General features: G+C 45.5%; 15 protein-coding genes and 1 other annotated feature. Of the genes, 6 read left to right on the plus strand and 9 right to left on the minus strand.

Annotated features, from left to right (window positions below):
• Nucleotides 1-14: 14 nt before the first annotated feature.
• On the plus strand, nucleotides 15-1,319 hold the full coding sequence (locus tag L3V35_RS14855; RefSeq protein ID WP_237300167.1) for a TRAP transporter large permease: 1,305 nt from the start codon (nucleotides 15-17) through the stop codon (nucleotides 1,317-1,319).
• A 101-nt stretch (nucleotides 1,320-1,420) separates the two neighbouring features.
• Here the strand turns inward: L3V35_RS14855 and L3V35_RS14860 are convergent, their stop codons facing one another.
• Nucleotides 1,421-2,680, minus strand: a complete 1,260-nt coding sequence (locus tag L3V35_RS14860; RefSeq protein ID WP_054547333.1) for a dicarboxylate/amino acid:cation symporter — start codon at nucleotides 2,678-2,680, stop codon at nucleotides 1,421-1,423.
• A 470-nt stretch (nucleotides 2,681-3,150) separates the two neighbouring features.
• Here L3V35_RS14860 and L3V35_RS14865 point away from each other — a divergent pair, with 470 nt between their 5' ends.
• Nucleotides 3,151-4,557, plus strand: a complete 1,407-nt coding sequence (locus tag L3V35_RS14865) for a nodulation protein NfeD (protein ID WP_171309104.1) — start codon at nucleotides 3,151-3,153, stop codon at nucleotides 4,555-4,557.
• 69 nt (nucleotides 4,558-4,626) lie between these two features.
• Nucleotides 4,627-5,424 carry a slipin family protein gene (locus L3V35_RS14870; protein WP_065204854.1) on the plus strand — a complete coding sequence of 266 codons (798 nt, stop codon included), beginning with the start codon at nucleotides 4,627-4,629 and terminating at the stop codon, nucleotides 5,422-5,424.
• A gap of 116 nt (nucleotides 5,425-5,540) precedes the next feature.
• Here the strand turns inward: L3V35_RS14870 and trpA are convergent, their stop codons facing one another.
• The 7 genes from trpA to L3V35_RS14905 form a co-directional block, all read right to left on the minus strand.
• Nucleotides 5,541-6,347 carry a tryptophan synthase subunit alpha gene (trpA, locus tag L3V35_RS14875; protein ID WP_004729802.1) on the minus strand — a complete coding sequence of 269 codons (807 nt, stop codon included), beginning with the start codon at nucleotides 6,345-6,347 and terminating at the stop codon, nucleotides 5,541-5,543.
• Entirely contained in the window at nucleotides 6,347-7,537 is a 1,191-nt protein-coding gene (trpB, locus tag L3V35_RS14880) for a tryptophan synthase subunit beta (RefSeq protein WP_004729801.1), read from the minus strand. The genes trpA and trpB overlap by 1 nt, the downstream gene beginning before the upstream one ends.
• A gap of 180 nt (nucleotides 7,538-7,717) precedes the next feature.
• Nucleotides 7,718-9,169, minus strand: a complete 1,452-nt coding sequence (gene trpCF / locus L3V35_RS14885; protein WP_237300168.1) for a bifunctional indole-3-glycerol-phosphate synthase TrpC/phosphoribosylanthranilate isomerase TrpF — start codon at nucleotides 9,167-9,169, stop codon at nucleotides 7,718-7,720.
• A 20-nt stretch (nucleotides 9,170-9,189) separates the two neighbouring features.
• Complete coding sequence (trpD, locus tag L3V35_RS14890) at nucleotides 9,190-10,185, minus strand: anthranilate phosphoribosyltransferase (protein ID WP_237290222.1); 996 nt, start codon at nucleotides 10,183-10,185, stop codon at nucleotides 9,190-9,192.
• 9 nt (nucleotides 10,186-10,194) lie between these two features.
• Entirely contained in the window at nucleotides 10,195-10,821 is a 627-nt protein-coding gene (locus tag L3V35_RS14895) for an aminodeoxychorismate/anthranilate synthase component II (protein ID WP_017076372.1), read from the minus strand.
• Nucleotides 10,822-10,823: 2 nt separating this feature from the next.
• A complete protein-coding gene (locus L3V35_RS14900; protein ID WP_237300169.1) occupies nucleotides 10,824-12,422 on the minus strand; it encodes an anthranilate synthase component 1 in 1,599 nt (532 codons plus the stop codon).
• A gap of 125 nt (nucleotides 12,423-12,547) precedes the next feature.
• Nucleotides 12,548-12,662, minus strand: a sequence feature (Trp leader region).
• The gene (locus tag L3V35_RS14905; protein WP_009848753.1) at nucleotides 12,609-12,734 is read right to left on the minus strand and encodes a trp operon leader peptide; all 126 of its coding nucleotides are present in this window, start codon (nucleotides 12,732-12,734) and stop codon (nucleotides 12,609-12,611) included. Its footprint overlaps the feature before it by 54 nt.
• A gap of 120 nt (nucleotides 12,735-12,854) precedes the next feature.
• On the opposite strand from L3V35_RS14905, the gene L3V35_RS14910 reads away from it, so the two are divergent.
• The 3 genes from L3V35_RS14910 (at nucleotide 12,855) to rluB (ending at nucleotide 15,588) form a co-directional block, all read left to right on the plus strand.
• Nucleotides 12,855-13,724 carry a PHP domain-containing protein gene (locus L3V35_RS14910; RefSeq protein ID WP_054547341.1) on the plus strand — a complete coding sequence of 290 codons (870 nt, stop codon included), beginning with the start codon at nucleotides 12,855-12,857 and terminating at the stop codon, nucleotides 13,722-13,724.
• A gap of 55 nt (nucleotides 13,725-13,779) precedes the next feature.
• Entirely contained in the window at nucleotides 13,780-14,400 is a 621-nt protein-coding gene (locus L3V35_RS14915) for an L-threonylcarbamoyladenylate synthase (protein ID WP_017076369.1), read from the plus strand.
• A 159-nt stretch (nucleotides 14,401-14,559) separates the two neighbouring features.
• Nucleotides 14,560-15,588 (plus strand): 23S rRNA pseudouridine(2605) synthase RluB, encoded by a 1,029-nt coding sequence (gene rluB / locus L3V35_RS14920; protein ID WP_004729784.1) that lies wholly within the window; start codon nucleotides 14,560-14,562, stop codon nucleotides 15,586-15,588.
• A gap of 204 nt (nucleotides 15,589-15,792) precedes the next feature.
• Here the strand turns inward: rluB and L3V35_RS14925 are convergent, their stop codons facing one another.
• A complete protein-coding gene (locus L3V35_RS14925) occupies nucleotides 15,793-16,284 on the minus strand; it encodes an RNA methyltransferase (protein WP_004729783.1) in 492 nt (163 codons plus the stop codon).
• Nucleotides 16,285-16,337: the final 53 nt, after the last annotated feature.

Raw genomic sequence — 16,337 nt, forward strand, 5'->3', positions numbered from 1 at the left:
AAGGACTCTATATTATGGATTTGTCCATTGGTGTTTGGCTGCTAGGCCTATTCTTATTCATGATCGCGATTAGTATGCCCATTGCGATTGCAATTGCCATGTCATCTTTAACGATCATGTATTTCATCTTACCGTTTGAAGTCGCCAGTATTACTGCGGGTCAAAAAATTATTACCGGTATTGATAGTTTCAGTTTATTAGCCATCCCTTTCTTTATCCTTGCTGGGAATATAATGAATGTGGGTGGCATCGCGAGTCGGCTTATCAACCTTGCAAAGCTCTTGGTTGGTTGGATCCCGGGCTCACTTTTTCACGTCAACATCTTCGCCAATATGATGTTTGGCGCCGTTTCAGGATCAGCCGTTGCAGCAGCAGCTGCGGTTGGTAAAACCTTAGGCCCTGAATTAGAAAAAGATGGTTATGATAAAAACTTAGCAACAGCAGTAAACGTTGCATCTTGCCCGGCAGGCTTACTAATACCGCCGAGTAATTCATTGATCGTATTTTCAGTGGTATCGGGTGGAACATCCGTAGCGGCGCTGTTTATAGCAGGTTATGTCCCAGGTATTTTAATGGGTTTAAGTTGTATGGTCGTCGCCTATTTTATCGCTAAAAAGAAGGGCTACAAAACAAGTGCGAATGACGGCTTCACAGCAAAAGATGTGCTGAATATTGTTTGGCAAGCAACGCCAAGCTTAGGGCTTATTGTTGTTATTGGCGGTATTATTGGTGGTATATTCACTGCAACAGAAGGAGCATGTATAGCGGTTCTTTACTCTTTTATACTGTCACTCTGTTACCGAACCCTCAAATGGGCACACTTTTCGATAATTTGTAGAGAAACGGTTCAGGTTACTGGCATTATGCTGTTCTTGATTGGTGCTTCAACCATCATGTCATGGGCAATGGCGTTTACCGGTCTGCCAACCATGATCAGCGATTGGATGCTCTCTATTTCAGATAATCCGATTATCATCTTTATTCTGATGAATCTGATCCTACTGATTGTGGGTATGTTTATGGATCTTACGCCTGCCGTATTAATCTTTACCCCTATCTTTATGCCGATTGCTGAGCATTTAGGCATGCATCCAATTCACTTTGCGATGATGATTATTTTCAACTTATGTATTGGCATTGCAACGCCACCCGTTGGTACGGCGCTATTTGTCGGTTGTAGTGTCAGTGGCTCCAAGATTGAGAATGTTATAAGAAGTATCATGCCGTTTTGTGCCGTATTGATCGTCACACTGTTGGCCATTACTTTTATTCCTGAAATTAGTTTGGCTCTGCCTCGTGCGTTTGGACTAATCAATTAGCCTTACAAGGGTAAGATTTACCGAATCAATATCGATCATTACCTAATAAAAAACCGCCTCATGAAGGCGGTTTTATTTATCAATTAAACTGAAGCTTAATATTACGCTTGCTGTTTTTGTAGCTCAGTTTCTTTCGCTTCGTCTTCAATTAGAGAATCAACGATTACTGCACATGCTGCATCACCAGTGATGTTCAGAGCAGTACGGATCATGTCGAAGATACGGTCTAGAGCGAACAACAGAGGTAGACCTTCGATAGGGATACCAGCTGCTAGAAGAACCGCAACCACTAGGAAAGAAGGACCTGGAACACCTGCTTGACCAACTGCGCCTAGAGTCGACGTTACGATGATAGCAACGTAAGCGCCCATAGACAGGTCGATGTTGAACAGCTGTGCGAAGAAGATAGCAACTAGGCCATAGTAAATTGCATTACCAGACATGTTGATCGTCGCACCAAGTGGCAGAACGAATGAAGCCGTAGAGTTGCGAACACCAAGTTCTTTCTCTACCGTTTCCATTGTTACTGGCAGTGTCGCCATTGAAGAGGCTGTTGATAGTGCAACCGCTTGAGGTTTCTTCATTGCCACTAGGAACTTCTTAGCTGAAGTCTTAGTGAAAATTTGAATCATCAGTGGGTATGCCACAAAGCCGAAGATAAGAATCGCAGCAATGTAGACAATGAACAGCTTGAACACGACCATAAGTGCGCCAAAACCGAATGTACCGACTGCTTCTGCCATTAGGCCGAATACGCCAAGTGGTGCAATGATCATAACCTTGTTGATCATCCAAACCATAGCGTCAACAATCGCGTTTACGCCATTGATGATTGGGTCACGTTTTTCTTTCGCTTGTTTAGAAATCGCAATACCGAAGAATAAGCAGAAAACGAGAATTTGCAGAATGTTAGCTTCGTTCAGTGACTGGAAAACGTTGGTAGGGATCATGCCCGTGATGGTTGCCCAGAACGTTGGAAGTTCGCCTTTCGCAGCGTATTCAGAAGAGAACATACCTTCAACGCCAGAAACATCGATACCACGACCCGGTTCGAATACTTCACCCATTACAAGCGCTAGTGCTACAGCAAGTGCAGACGTTAGTGCAAAGTAACCCAGTGTAACCACACCAACTTTACCTGCCGATGAGCTATTACCTAGACCTGCAGCTCCTGAAATTAGGGCAACTGCGACTAGAGGAATAACCAGCATCTTGATTAAATTGATGAAGATTGCGCCCAGTGGAGCGAACATTGTTGCGCTGTCACCCATCATTGCACCGACAGCGGTACCTATGATCATTGCAATAACGACTTGAACGCCGATGTTGCTTAGTAAACTCTTTTCTTTTAACACTTCCATAACCTCTGTGCTACTAAATATAAAAATCCCAGAACTACTCACCAATGTACGATGTACCATTGGATTAATATTTCGCGACGAGTTTTACACGTATCCTTTACATTTATCAATATGAGCAGAGGTGAAAGTCTCTGAAAAACTGGTGGTCTAATGTCATTTGTTGATTTTGCACAACAATGCAATCGTTTGCCTTGGTTTTTTATTGCGATGTTATTTGTTGAATTTATAAAAGCCTTTTCGCTGGAGATTTTGTGAATGATTTACAAGCGGTGGTATTGAAAACGTCTTGTTAACATTTTGATTTCATTTGCGAGTGTTTTTTGAACGCTTATGTTGGGGTGAATCCACAGGTACGTGTTGTGTGAAATTTAGCCTGAACTATGCTTAAGGTATCTATTTATTACCAAGATGTTACCTCTGCGCTTTAAATAAAACGTCTATCTAGCATCTCAGTTGTAAGGAGAGGGGCTATGACTTTTATATTAAAGTACTTGTTTGCGTTTCTTCTGTTGTTCAGCTCTGTGTTCGCTCAGGCCGATGATGTCTGGGTGGTTGAGGTGAACGGGGGGATAGGTCCGGCGACCAGTGATTACCTCACTAGAGAAATAGAACAAGCTCACGATGAGCAAGCAAAGCTCATCATTTTGAAAATGAACACGCCTGGCGGGTTAGATTCGTCGATGCGTGACATTATTCGATCCATCACCACATCACCGATTCCGATAGCAACTTGGGTTGGGCCTGCGGGTTCGCGAGCAGCGAGCGCCGGAACCTATATTTTACTTGCCAGCCACGTTGCTTCCATGGCGCCCGGAACTAATCTAGGTGCAGCAACTCCTGTGTCGCTCGGTGGTGGCAAAGCGCCTGCTAATCCGTTATCTCCTCAAGACGATGCTAATAAAGATGACAACACGTCAGCGAGTGAGCAAGACGAAACGAAACAGGAGAATTCAGATCAAGTAAAAGCCACCACTGCGATGGAGAAGAAAGTCATCAATGATGCTGCAGCCTACATTGTCAGTTTGGCTAAGCTACACAATCGCAATGAAGAATGGGCAGAAAAAGCGGTAAGAGAAGCGGCGAGTTTAGATTCTGAGAATGCACTGACTCTTAACGTGATTGATTTTATTGCCAGCGACCTTCAGCAATTGGTTGAACTGAGTAACGGGCGCATCATCACCATCAACGGTGTCAGTCAGGAAGTCCAACTTAGTGATGTTGCTTTTGTCGAGCGAGAACAAGACTGGCGCTTTAGTTTGCTTTCGGTGATCACGAACCCAAACGTTGCATATATTTTGATGCTGATTGGTATCTACGGTTTGTTGCTGGAGTTTTATAATCCTGGCGTCGGGCTACCGGGTGTTTTGGGCGGAATCTGTCTGTTACTAGCGATGTACTCCTTACAAATGCTGCCTGTGAGTTACGCAGGCCTTGCTTTAATTCTATTGGGAATTGCTTTGATGGTCGCAGAGGCCTTTAGCCCCAGTTTTGGCATCTTCGGTTTGGGCGGCGTCGCTGCGTTTACGTTGGGTTCAATCATGCTGATGGACACCGAAGTGCCTGGTTATCAAATCGCATTGCCGCTAATTATCGGGATCAGTTTGTTCTCTGTTGCCTTTATCGTCGTAACAATATCAATGCTAGTCCGAGTGAGAAACAAACCAGTGACTACGGGGATGGAAGCGGTAGTCGGTGACACGGGCAAAGTTGTAAGCGGCTTCCCCGGTGCGGGGCGTGTGCTAGTCGAAGGTGAGATCTGGCAAGCTAAATGTGCGAGTGAATTGCAAGTGGGGCAGATCATCAGAGTGACCAAGCTGACGGGGCTATCTTTGGATGTTGAGGCGCTGACCGATGATACATCATCGAAACCTAGCTAGCGCGACATGCTAGTACAAACGTTATTGAATTATTAATTGCTTATCCATCGTTACCATTAGGGGGCGGTTATGTTTATACACACTATCGGTATTGTTATTGTGCTCGTTATCTTGTTGATAGCCAGCATGTTCAGAGTACTGCGCGAATATGAACGTGCAGTCGTGTTTTTCCTTGGGCGCTTTTACGGTGTTAAAGGGCCGGGGTTAATTATCATCATTCCTTTCATCCAACAAATTGTGCGAGTGGATCTACGAACTATCGTGTTGGATGTTCCAACACAAGATTTGATCACTCGGGACAATGTGTCGGTGAAGGTGAATGCCGTGGTCTATTTTCGAGTGCTCGATCCGAAGATGGCGATCAATAACGTAGAGAATTACCTCGAAGCGACCAGTCAACTTTCGCAAACAACGCTGCGTTCGGTGCTCGGTCAGCATGAGTTGGATGAGCTATTGTCTGAGCGTGAAGAGCTCAATAGAGACTTACAAGCGATACTGGATCAACACACGGATAACTGGGGGATCAAGATTGCCAATGTCGAGATCAAGCATGTTGATCTGGATGACAGTATGGTGCGAGCCCTTGCTAAACAAGCGGAAGCCGAACGTTCACGTCGAGCTAAGGTGATCCATGCAACAGGGGAACTAGAAGCATCAACCAAGCTGAAAGAGGCTGCAGAGGTTCTTAATCAAGCGCCAAATGCGATTCAGCTGCGTTACATGCAAACACTAACAGAAGTAGCGAATGAGCGAACTTCTACAATCATATTCCCAATGCCCATCGATCTGGTCGAGAAGATAACCGATCCGATCAAAGCGACGCTCAATGAGGCTGCAATCAAGAAAGCGATGAAAGCCGATGACTAATTCGCTTAAATGAAGAGCAATAAAAAGGCTCCACAGTTGTGGAGCCTTTTTATATTTTGAATCATAGGTTCTATTTAATGACCAATGATTACTGGCTTCTATTTAATGACCAGTGATTATTTCTGCGTAGCCGCTTTCATTGGCGTAACAAACTCCGCAAGTGCTTTAAGCATTGCTTCTGGTTGTTCAACGTTGTTTTCAATGATTTTCACAACGGCTGAGCCAGAAATCGCACCGGCAGCGCCAGCTACAATCGCTTCTTTCACTTGTTCAGGAGCCGAGATACCGAAACCAAGCAGTGCTGGTGGCGCGTCGAACTTGTTCAAGCGGTCAAGCAGTGCCGTTACTGGCATGTTTGCTTTTGTTTCAGCACCTGTTACGCCTGAGCGAGAAAGTAGGTAAGTGTAGCCACCACCTAGCTCAGAAACTGATTGAAGCGTTTCATCGCTTGCAGTTGGTGGAGCAATAAAGATTGGGTGAACGCCAAACTTTTCAGCTGCAGCAACAAATTCACCGCTTTCATTGGTTGGTACATCAGCAATCAATACTGAATCGATACCTGCTTTTGCGCAGCGTTCGTAAAAATTTTCTATACCACGTGCGTAAACCAGGTTTGCGTACATCAGTAGGCCGATTGGTAGCTCTGGGTATTTAGCACGGATTTGACCAATAAGATCGAAGCACACATCTGGCGTTACTTTAGAATCTAAAGCACGAATGTTTGCGCCTTGGATAGTTGGACCATCAGCCAGTGGGTCAGAGAATGGAATACCAAGTTCAAGTGCGTCAGCACCGGCTTCCACTAGTGTTTCCATGATCTTCAATGATTGCTCTGGGTTAGGATCGCCAACCGTTACAAATGGTACAAATGCGCCTTGATTCTTTTCAGCTAAGCGAGTGAAGAGTGATTGATAGCGATCCATTATAATGCTCCTTTCTCTTTAAGAATGTCGTGTACAGAGAAAATGTCTTTGTCACCACGACCAGATAAGTTAACCACTAATAGCTGTTCTTTCTCTGGGTCGTCGTGAGCCATTTTTACAGCGTGAGCCACAGCATGAGATGACTCTAGTGCTGCGATAATACCTTCTTTACGTGCAATCAATTGGAACGCTTCAAGCGCTTCATCATCGGTCACGTTGTCGTATTCAGCACGGCCAATAGCATTTAGGTGCGCGTGTTGAGGACCAACTGATGGGAAATCTAGACCCGCAGAAACAGAGTAAGACTCTTCTACTTGGCCGTTCTCATCTTGCATCAGTGGTGCTTTCATGCCGAAGAAGATACCCGTTTTACCGTGCTTAAGCGGCGCGCCGTGTTGGTCGGTATCAATACCTTTACCAGCAGGCTCTACACCGATCAGGCGAACAGACTCTTCTTCAATGAAGTCAGCGAACATACCGATAGCGTTTGAACCACCGCCGACACAAGCGATAACCGCATCTGGAAGGCGACCTTCACGAGCTAAGATTTGGTGCTTCGTTTCTTCACCAATCATGCGTTGGAAATCACGAACAATCGTTGGGAATGGGTGAGGGCCAGCCGCAGTACCCAATAGGTAGTGCGCGTCTTCATAAGTTGCAGACCAGTCACGTAGTGCTTCGTTACATGCATCTTTTAGCGTTGAAGAGCCAGAATGAACAGGGATAACCTCTGCGCCCATTAGCTTCATGCGGAATACGTTCGGGCTTTGACGCTCAACGTCTTTTGCACCCATGTAAACACGACACTTAAGGCCCAAGAGAGCACAAGCTAGAGCCGTTGCAACACCATGTTGGCCTGCGCCAGTTTCAGCGATTATTTCCTGTTTACCCATACGTTTTGCTAGCAATGCTTGGCCAAGAACTTGGTTTGTCTTGTGAGCACCGCCGTGCAGTAGATCTTCACGCTTTAGGTACAGTTTGGTTTTTGTACCTTTAGTCAGGTTACGCGTTAGCGTTAGTGCCGTTGGACGACCAGCATACTCTTGTAGAAGTGTCATGAATTCACTGCGGAACTCAGGATCTGCTTGTGCATCGATAAATGCTTGTTCTAGTTGGTCTAGTGCTGGCACTAGGATCTGCGGTACGTATTGACCACCGTATTCACCAAAGTAGGCATCGAGTTTAGCCATTGTGTTATTCCTTCAATTCTATCGATGTGTATTCACACCAAGTCATTTAATCTTGTTTAAGCTTCGCAAAGGCAAAGCTCACTAATCTGTTTTTTGATTCTGCGCTCTAGGTTCAGCTTTCTAGCTTCTAAGTTCTAAGCTCTGGGTTCGAGGTTCGAGGTTTAAGTTCTAGAAACCGAACTAGTAATTACGAATCGCTGCAAAAGCGCGTTGCAGTTTGTCTGCGTCTTTTTTACCTGGAGCGGATTCAACACCAGAGTTTAGGTCTAATCCTAAACAACCTAACTTAGCGGCTTGGTTAGCATTGTCTGGGTTTAGGCCACCCGCCAACATGATTGCGCTTTGGTTGTTGATTAGGCTCCAATCGAACGCCTGACCTGTACCACCCGTTTGAGAACCCACTTTAGTATCTAGCAGGTGACGAGTCACGTTGCTTTTCAGTAATTCTGGTAGCGCGCTTTTAGCACCGTTTTCAGCACCAGAAGCAACACCGTAAGCTTTCCAAATCTCAACGTTTTCAGGTAGAGATTGTTTTAGTTCATCGACAAATGCTTGAGACTCATCACCGTGCAGTTGCACCGCAAACAAACCTAGCTCAGAAACCGTTTTCGCAACGTCAGTAACGCTATGATTTTGGAACACACCCACGTAGTTCAAAGGTGCGCCGCTCATGGTTAAACGAGCTGCTTCGATATCAACATGACGCTTAGATGCTTCAACGAAAATCAGACCACCGAATACCGCACCGGCTTGATAAGCCTTTGCTGCATCGTCAGAGTGAGTTAAACCACACACCTTGTTTTCACCGAGCGTCACTTTACGTACCGCAAGCTCTAGGTTCTTTTCAGCCATCAGAGAGCTGCCGATTAGGAAGCCGTCTGCAAATGTTGAAAGGTCACGAACTTGTTGGTGGTTATAAATGCCTGACTCTGAAATCACGACTGCGTTTGGAGCCAGTTCGCGAATCAGCGGAGCCAACTCCTTGGTACGGTTCAAATCAGTCGAAAGGTCACGCAGGTTACGGTTATTAATGCCGATTACTTTTGCTTCTAGAGCGACTGCGCGGTGAAGCTCTTCTTCGTTGCTGACTTCGGTAAGTACACCCATGTTGAGTGAGTGAGCGACTTCAGCAAGCGCTTTGTACTCTTCGTCATCCAATACCGATAGCATCAGCAAGATTGCGTCAGCTGAGTAGTGACGGGCTAGGTAAACTTGGTAGGTATCAACCATGAAGTCTTTACAAAGAATAGGTTGCTTAGCAATGCTGCGAACCTTTGGTAAAAACTCAAAGTCACCTTGAAAGTATTTCTCGTCTGTCAGTACTGAAATTGCGTTGGCGTGGTTGTTGTACACCGATGCGATGTAGTCCAAATCAAACTCGTCACGAATTAAACCTTTTGACGGAGATGCTTTCTTACATTCAGTGATGAAAACCGTTTGTTCGCCGCTCAGTGCATCATAAAAGCTGCGGTCTGTTGCGGTTAACGCTGCTTTAAACTCGTCCAATGGTTGAGTCTGCTTACGCGCTTCAACCCATTGGTATTTGTCACGAACGATTTTTGCTAATACTTCCGCCATTTCAGCTTCTTTGACTGAAACGTGGGTCGACAGTTTATCGGTAGTCTGTGTCATGTTCTTTGTCTCGTCGTTCGTTAGGCGTGTGCAGCAAGCTTTTGTACAAGCTCGTACGCTTTGCCAGATTTCATCGCGTCAATCGCTTGCTGTGTGTTGGCTTTTAGATCTTCGTGACCAAATAGACGCATCAGCAGAGCAACGTTGACTGCCACAGCGCCAACTTGAGCATCAGTGCCTTTACCTGTCAGGATATCGGTTGTGATGGCTTTGTTCTCTTCTGGCTCGCCGCCCTTGATTGCTTCAAGAGGGTGAGTGTTCAAACCAAAGTCAGCCGGTGCCACTGTGTATTCGTGAATTTTGCCATCTTTGATTTCAGCAACGATGGTCTCGCCGTGAATAGCCACTTCATCAAGGCCGCTACCGTGCACAACAGCAGCACGCTTCATGCCCATTTGCAGCATGGTTTCCGCTATAGGGCGTACTAGCTCTTTGCTGTAAACACCCATTAACTCGATGTTAGGGCGAGCAGGGTTAATCAGTGGGCCAAGGATGTTGAAGATAGTGCGTGTTTTCATTGTTTGACGAACAGGCATCGCGTGACGTACACCGACGTGATATTGCGGAGCAAATAGGAATGCAACGCCAAGTTCGTCAACGGCTTTACGTGTATCTTCTGCTGTCATCGCTAGGTTAATACCGAACGAATCCAGTAAGTCAGAAGAGCCTGATTTGCTCGATACGCTGCGGTTGCCGTGCTTAGCTATTTTTAAACCACACGCGGCTGCTACAAATGCAGAAGTTGTAGAAATGTTGATGGTGTCATGACCGTCGCCACCTGTACCTACGATGTCTGCAAAATCGTAATCAGGACGTGGGAACGGGTTTGCATTGGCAAGCAGTGCTTTCGCTGCGCCAGCGATTTCATCCGGCGTTTCGCCTTTGATTTTCAGTGCAGTAAGCGCAGAAGCCATCAAAATTGGGTCTAGTTCGCCCTTGATGATCACATCAAACAGTTGTTGGCTTTCTTCTTGAGTAAGAGACTGTTGTTCGTAAAGTTTATTAATCTGTTCCATGATCGTTTCCTAGTTAGTCTTTTTATCAAGAGTAGAGCTTTTCTCTAGATGAAGAGGTTTCTCAAGAGCCCATTCGATAGCGTTCGCTAGAAGCGTTGCACCGTAGGTCGTCATAATCGATTCAGGGTGGAATTGGAATCCACAAACCTTGTCTTGTTCTTGAACTACAGACATCACCAAATCATCGACTTCAGCGGTCACCGTTAGGCTATCGGATACATGCGTTGCCACTAAAGAGTGGTAGCGAGCGATAGCCAGCGGCGAAGGTAAGCCTTGGTAAGTCGCATGGTTTTGGTGTTCCATCATAGACACTTTACCATGAATGATTTCGCCAGCGCCTGCAACGGTGCCGCCGTAGGCTTCAACAATCGCTTGGTGGCCCAAGCAAATACCAATCATTGGCACTTTGCCTTTTAAAAGCTGAATTAGCTCTGGCATACAGCCCGCATCAGCAGGAGCGCCAGGGCCTGGTGAAAGTAGCGCAACAGGGTTGTCTAGCTCGTTGATAGCCGCTTCCACTACTTTTGCCGAGATGTTGTTACGGTAAATCTTTACGCTGTGTCCCAATGAACGAAACTGGTCTACAAGGTTATAAGTGAACGAGTCGAAGTTATCGATGAATACAATATCAGCCATGATTACGACTCCTGCTTATTTGATGATGACTTACAAGATGCAGTATGCGCGGCTTGAATCGCTGAGATAACCGCTTGTGCTTTACCGCGAGTTTCATCTGCTTCTGCTTGTGGGTCTGAGTCGAACACCACGCCAGCCCCCGCTTGTACTTGTGCTACGCCATCTTCAACGTAAGCAGAGCGAATCACGATGCAAGTATCTAATGTGCCTTCACCCGTTAAGTAACCCACTGCGCCACCGTAGCTACCACGACGCGTTTTTTCTACGTCACGGATAAGTTGCATTGCGCGGATTTTTGGCGCGCCCGTTAGCGTACCCATGTTCATACAAGCTTGGTAAGCGTGTAGGGCATCTAAGTCTTCACGTAGCTGACCAACAACACGAGAAACCAAGTGCATTACATGGCTGTAGCGGTCAACTTTCAGCAAGTCTGCCACGTGGCGAGTACCTGCTTCGGCAATACGAGCCACATCGTTACGCGCTAGGTCGACCAGCATCATGTGCTCAGCGTTTTCTTTCTTGTCGGTACGCAGTTCAAGTTCGATACGGCTGTCTAGGTCGAAATCGATTTGGCCATTTGGGCGCTTACCACGACGACGAGTACCCGCAATTGGGTAAATTTCGATTTGGTTGGTTTCGGTTTCGTATTTCAGCGCGCTTTCTGGAGAAGCACCGAACAGAGTAAATAGCTCGTCTTGCATGTAGAACATGTAAGGGCTTGGGTTACTTTGCTTGAGTTCTTTATAAGCCGCCAGCGGAGCAGGGCAAGGTAGCGTGAAGCGGCGTGAAGGTACCACTTGGAATACATCGCCTTTAACTACGTACTCTTTTAAGTCACGAACCGTTTGGCAGAAATCTTCATCTGAAACGCTTGGTACGGCTTCAACGTTGTCTAAAGGAGTTACTTCGGTAATCGCTTTCAAGGACTGACATTGTGTTTGAATATCAGCTAGACGATCCGTTAATTGTGCCTTAATGCTTTCGTCTTGAGTGAACAAGCTTGCGTGAAGCAGGCCTTCGTTCTCTTGGTGGTCGAAACGTAATAGTGTTTCAGCAACGTAGAAAACAAAGTCAGGGCAGTTGTTAGTCGCTTCCGCATCGCCTAGCGGTTCAAAGTTCGCCACGATGTCGTAAGCGAATAGGCCAGCCATGAATAACGCGTGCTTGTTATCAGCGTCTTGCTCAAAGCTGTGTTGAACCAAACGCAGTGCATCGAATGAAGAAGCTTCTCTTAAACGTGAGTCTTCATCTAATTCGTTGCTTGGCTCGACAAAAGTCAGCGTCAAAACGTTATCGGTAAGGTCAGATTCAATTTCTGCTTTAACGTTTTGAGTGAGATGTTCGATAAGCGCTTGACCATTTTCAGTCAATGCTTGGAAGGTTACTTCATGTCCGCGACATACGATGCGAACAGCAGAGTCGATAAGGAGTAGGCTTGTCAGGTTCTGTTTAGATTCAATCTCAGCAGATTCCAGCAACAGACTGTCTGTTTTGTTTTCACACAAAGTATGAAAAACGCTGGTTGGATCTTGCGAGTAAGGAACTGAAGAATTGATGACCTCAATGGTTCCCAGCTTTTTGATTTCAATGGCCTTGTTCACAAGACCTCCTTTATGATTCTTTAAATTTCCTGCCGTACATAGTCGCATAAAGATACCGTTCACCCAATCTAGAATATGGTCAATTCGTTGATTTGTTAGTCAGTTGAATGTGAGATGTTCGACAAATTAAAAAGCCCGCTATGAAAGCGGGCTTAGTGATAACTTTTTTATAAACAAACTGTTTAATTAGAAGTACACGTTGGCCCACCAAGAACTTGTCCAAGTGCGCCACCAATTAAGCTCTGAACTTGCTTCTACTGAAGAAAGTTCTAAAACTTTATCTTTATGGTTTTGGTTAAATTCTTGTAACATAGTGAACCTATCAAATGTGACACTTCGTATTTGTGTACTAGTTAACTAGTTTTGCGCTTGCAGGTCAAGTGCGTTGACACAAATATAACGATAAAAATTGAAAACAATGAAAAAGAATATATGAGAATTGATCTACATAGTCATACAACAGCCTCAGATGGCCGACTTACTCCACCTGAACTGATTGACCGAGCGTTAGGCTTTAACATCGAAGCGTTAGCGATTACAGATCATGATACGACTGATGGGCTTGCTGAAGCTCGCAGCTATATTGCTGATAACAATCTTCCTATTCAGTTGATTAACGGCATCGAGATCTCAACCGTTTGGCAAAACAAAGATATCCATATTGTTGGGTTAAACGTCGATCCTGAATCACCAGAATTGAAAGCGTTAATAGAACAACAAAAGCTTCATCGTATTGGGCGTGCTGAGATGATTGCTCAACGACTCGAGAAAGCGACCCGTGAAGGCGTTTTGGAAGAAGTTAAGTTGATTGCTGGTGATGCACCAATTACTCGAGCGCACTTTGCGAAGTGGTTAGTCGACAACGGCTACGCGAAAACCATGCAGCAAGTGTTTAAAAAGTTTCTTACGCGCAACAATCCAGGTTATGTGCCGCCAACATGGTGCTCAATGAGTGATGCTGTAACGGCTATTCATGCGGCTGGCGGTCAAGCGGTATTGGCTCACCCTGCGCGATATGGACTTACAGCCAAGTGGGTTAAACGTCTGCTCGCTGCATTTGTTGAAGCAAATGGTGACGCTATGGAAGTGGCTCAACCTCAGCAAGCACAACAAGAAAGACGCACACTTGCGGATTATGCTATACAATACAAACTATTAGCCTCCCAAGGCAGTGACTTCCATTATCCATCTCCGTGGATGGAACTTGGACGTAATCTCTGGCTACCTTCTGGGGTCGAAGAAGTATGGAAAGATTGGGAGTTTCAAACGGTTTCACCAACTGATACTGATGACAGTATTTAGGTGAACCAGCTCCTTCTGATGATAGAGTCGAGAGATTCGATAACGAGGATCAACAATGAGCCAGTTTTTTTATGTACACCCAGATAACCCACAAGCGCGCTTAATTACTCAAGCTGTTGCGATTATTCGTAGTGGTGGTGTGGTGGTTTATCCAACAGATTCCGGTTATGCGCTGGGCTGTCAGCTTGAAAATAAACAAGCACTTGAACGCATCTGTAAAATTCGTCGAATCGATGATAAGCACAATTTCACGTTGTTATGCCGTGATCTTTCTGAGTTGTCACTGTATGCACGAGTTGATAACGTTGCTTTCCGTTTACTTAAGGCGCACACGCCCGGTGCTTACACGTTTATCTTCAAAGCAACCAAAGAAGTGCCGAAGCGTTTGATGAACGCGAAACGTAAAACGATTGGTATTCGTGTACCAGACAACAAGATTGCACTTGACCTGTTGGAAGCAATGGGCGAGCCATTGATGTCGACGTCTCTAATCCTTCCGGGTAACGAGACAACTGAATCGGATCCAGAAGAAATTCGCGACAGCCTAGAGCATGCGGTTGATGTCATTTTGAATGGCGGCTATCTAGGTGAGCAACCGACTACGGTTATTGACTTCAGTGACGATGATGCCGTTGTTTTACGTCGTGGTGCCGGCGATCCAGCGCCGTTTGAATAATAGCGTTACTGATTAACAGTCTGTAACGAAACAGCAAACCTGCCAGAGTAAATAACAAGTGCTTTTTGGCAGGTTATTTGCGATAATACGCGACCGCGATTTGGTCGCGAAAAATTCATTCGACGTCTGTGAAGACGACAATTAGGTAGAAAAGAGTAAATGAGCGAAAAATTACAGAAGGTTTTAGCGCGAGCTGGTCACGGTTCTCGTCGTGAACTAGAAGGTTTAATCAAATCTGGTCGTGTAAGTGTTAACGGTCAAGTTGCGAAATTGGGTGAGCGTCTTGAAGACGAGAACTCAGTGATCCGTATCGATGGCCACACAATTACAGGCAAGGCCTCTGAAGAAGTGGTTTGTCGTGTACTTGCTTACTACAAACCTGAAGGTGAGCTTTGTACTCGTCACGATCCTGAAGGTCGCCGTACTGTTTTCGATCGTCTACCTAAGATCCGTGGTTCTCGTTGGATTTCAGTTGGCCGTCTTGATGCAAACACATCGGGTCTTTTGCTTTTCACTACTGATGGTGAACTTGCAAACCGCCTAATGCACCCAAGCCGTCAGGTTGAGCGTGAGTACCTAGTACGTGTGTTTGGTGAAGTGACTGAGCAAAAAGTTAAAAACGTGACTCGTGGCGTTCAACTTGAAGATGGTATGGCTCGTTTCGAAGACGTGGTTTACGCTGGCGGTGAAGGTATGAACCATACTTTCTACGTAGCGATTAACGAAGGTCGTAACCGTGAGGTTCGTCGTCTATGGGAATCACAAGAAACAACAGTAAGCCGTCTAAAACGTGTACGTTACGGTGATATCTACCTTGATAAGAAACTGCCTCGTGGCGGTTGGAAAGAGCTAGATCTTCAAGAAGTAAACTACTTGCGTGAGCTTGTTGAACTTCAGCCAGAAAAAGAGACACTGTTGGATCTTGATCCTGCAAACACTTCTCGTAAGCGTGAGCGTTCTCGTAGCCAGAAAATTCGTCGTGCTGTTAAGCGTCACGAAGAGCGTGCAAATGCTCCTAAAGGCCGTAGTAACCAGACTAAGCGTAAGAAGCCTGCTACTCGCGGTACTACAACACCTGATTCAGGTCGTAGTGCTCCAGCGACCAATGGCAAACCTCAGGCTACCAAAAAGCCTAAATTGAACAACGGACGCCCGGCTAAACCGGCTAAGCCAAGATCACGTAAGTAATTACACCAGTAGTTGCTACAGTTCTTAAGCTTAAAGCTTAATCCAACGTTTCGAATACTAAAAAACCTGCTAACTTAGCAGGTTTTTTTTCGTCTTGAATATGGCGCAGTTCAAATCATGTGGAAGTGCTTACCAAGCAGAAACGATTAACTAGGTAGAAGTGCTTCACTAGCTAGGGTGACTAGCTATGGACTACGATTGGTATTAGGTCACTTTCAAATGATTAGAAAAATTATCACCCTTCGCCATGCGGTCATACAAAATAACATTGACCGCGGCAGCAAGGTTCATGCAGCCATTGGTCGGAACGTAGATGGTTTCACGACAGAAATCCGTGATCTCTTTTTTCAGAGTCCCATCTTCAGGGCCAAAGATATAAAAAGCACGAGGTGGGTGCTTATAATCAGGCAGAGGCTTAGCGCCTTCTATCAAATCAACCGCGATTGGTACGCAGCCAACTGGAATAATGTCTTTCAGGTCTTCAACACCAATTAATGGTAGCTCAAGGTGCTTTTCTTTGGTGTCGGTATGAAACTGTCGAGCGTGGTCATAACGGGTGCCCGTATAAAATACAGAGTTTGCTCCGTAGCAACCAGCTGCTCGCATTACTGAGCCAACATTTTCAGGTGTTTTGGGGTTTACTAATCCAACACAGGCATAGCCTTTGGATAGGGTATCTGTCTTTGCTTTGGTCATAATTTTGTAGAGTTGCAGTTTGGTAAAGTGATGAGGCTATGAAGTCGTAAGAA

The organism is Vibrio sp. L5-1 (genome assembly GCF_021728315.1).
Classification (GTDB): domain Bacteria; phylum Pseudomonadota; class Gammaproteobacteria; order Enterobacterales; family Vibrionaceae; genus Vibrio; species Vibrio splendidus_K.

Excerpts from the sequence above, each read along its gene's own strand:
- L3V35_RS14855 (WP_237300167.1), top strand. The coding sequence starts at position 15 with ATGGATTTGTCCATTGGTGTTTGGCTGCTAGGCCTATTCTTATTCATG.
- L3V35_RS14860 (WP_054547333.1), bottom strand. The coding sequence starts at position 2,680 with ATGGAAGTGTTAAAAGAAAAGAGTTTACTAAGCAACATCGGCGTTCAA.
- L3V35_RS14865 (WP_171309104.1), top strand. The coding sequence starts at position 3,151 with ATGACTTTTATATTAAAGTACTTGTTTGCGTTTCTTCTGTTGTTCAGC.
- L3V35_RS14870 (WP_065204854.1), top strand. The coding sequence starts at position 4,627 with ATGTTTATACACACTATCGGTATTGTTATTGTGCTCGTTATCTTGTTG.
- trpA (WP_004729802.1), bottom strand. The coding sequence starts at position 6,347 with ATGGATCGCTATCAATCACTCTTCACTCGCTTAGCTGAAAAGAATCAA.
- trpB (WP_004729801.1), bottom strand. The coding sequence starts at position 7,537 with ATGGCTAAACTCGATGCCTACTTTGGTGAATACGGTGGTCAATACGTA.
- trpCF (WP_237300168.1), bottom strand. The coding sequence starts at position 9,169 with ATGACACAGACTACCGATAAACTGTCGACCCACGTTTCAGTCAAAGAA.
- trpD (WP_237290222.1), bottom strand. The coding sequence starts at position 10,185 with ATGGAACAGATTAATAAACTTTACGAACAACAGTCTCTTACTCAAGAA.
- L3V35_RS14895 (WP_017076372.1), bottom strand. The coding sequence starts at position 10,821 with ATGGCTGATATTGTATTCATCGATAACTTCGACTCGTTCACTTATAAC.
- L3V35_RS14905 (WP_009848753.1), bottom strand. The coding sequence starts at position 12,734 with ATGTTACAAGAATTTAACCAAAACCATAAAGATAAAGTTTTAGAACTT.
- L3V35_RS14910 (WP_054547341.1), top strand. The coding sequence starts at position 12,855 with ATGAGAATTGATCTACATAGTCATACAACAGCCTCAGATGGCCGACTT.
- L3V35_RS14915 (WP_017076369.1), top strand. The coding sequence starts at position 13,780 with ATGAGCCAGTTTTTTTATGTACACCCAGATAACCCACAAGCGCGCTTA.
- rluB (WP_004729784.1), top strand. The coding sequence starts at position 14,560 with ATGAGCGAAAAATTACAGAAGGTTTTAGCGCGAGCTGGTCACGGTTCT.
- L3V35_RS14925 (WP_004729783.1), bottom strand. The coding sequence starts at position 16,284 with ATGACCAAAGCAAAGACAGATACCCTATCCAAAGGCTATGCCTGTGTT.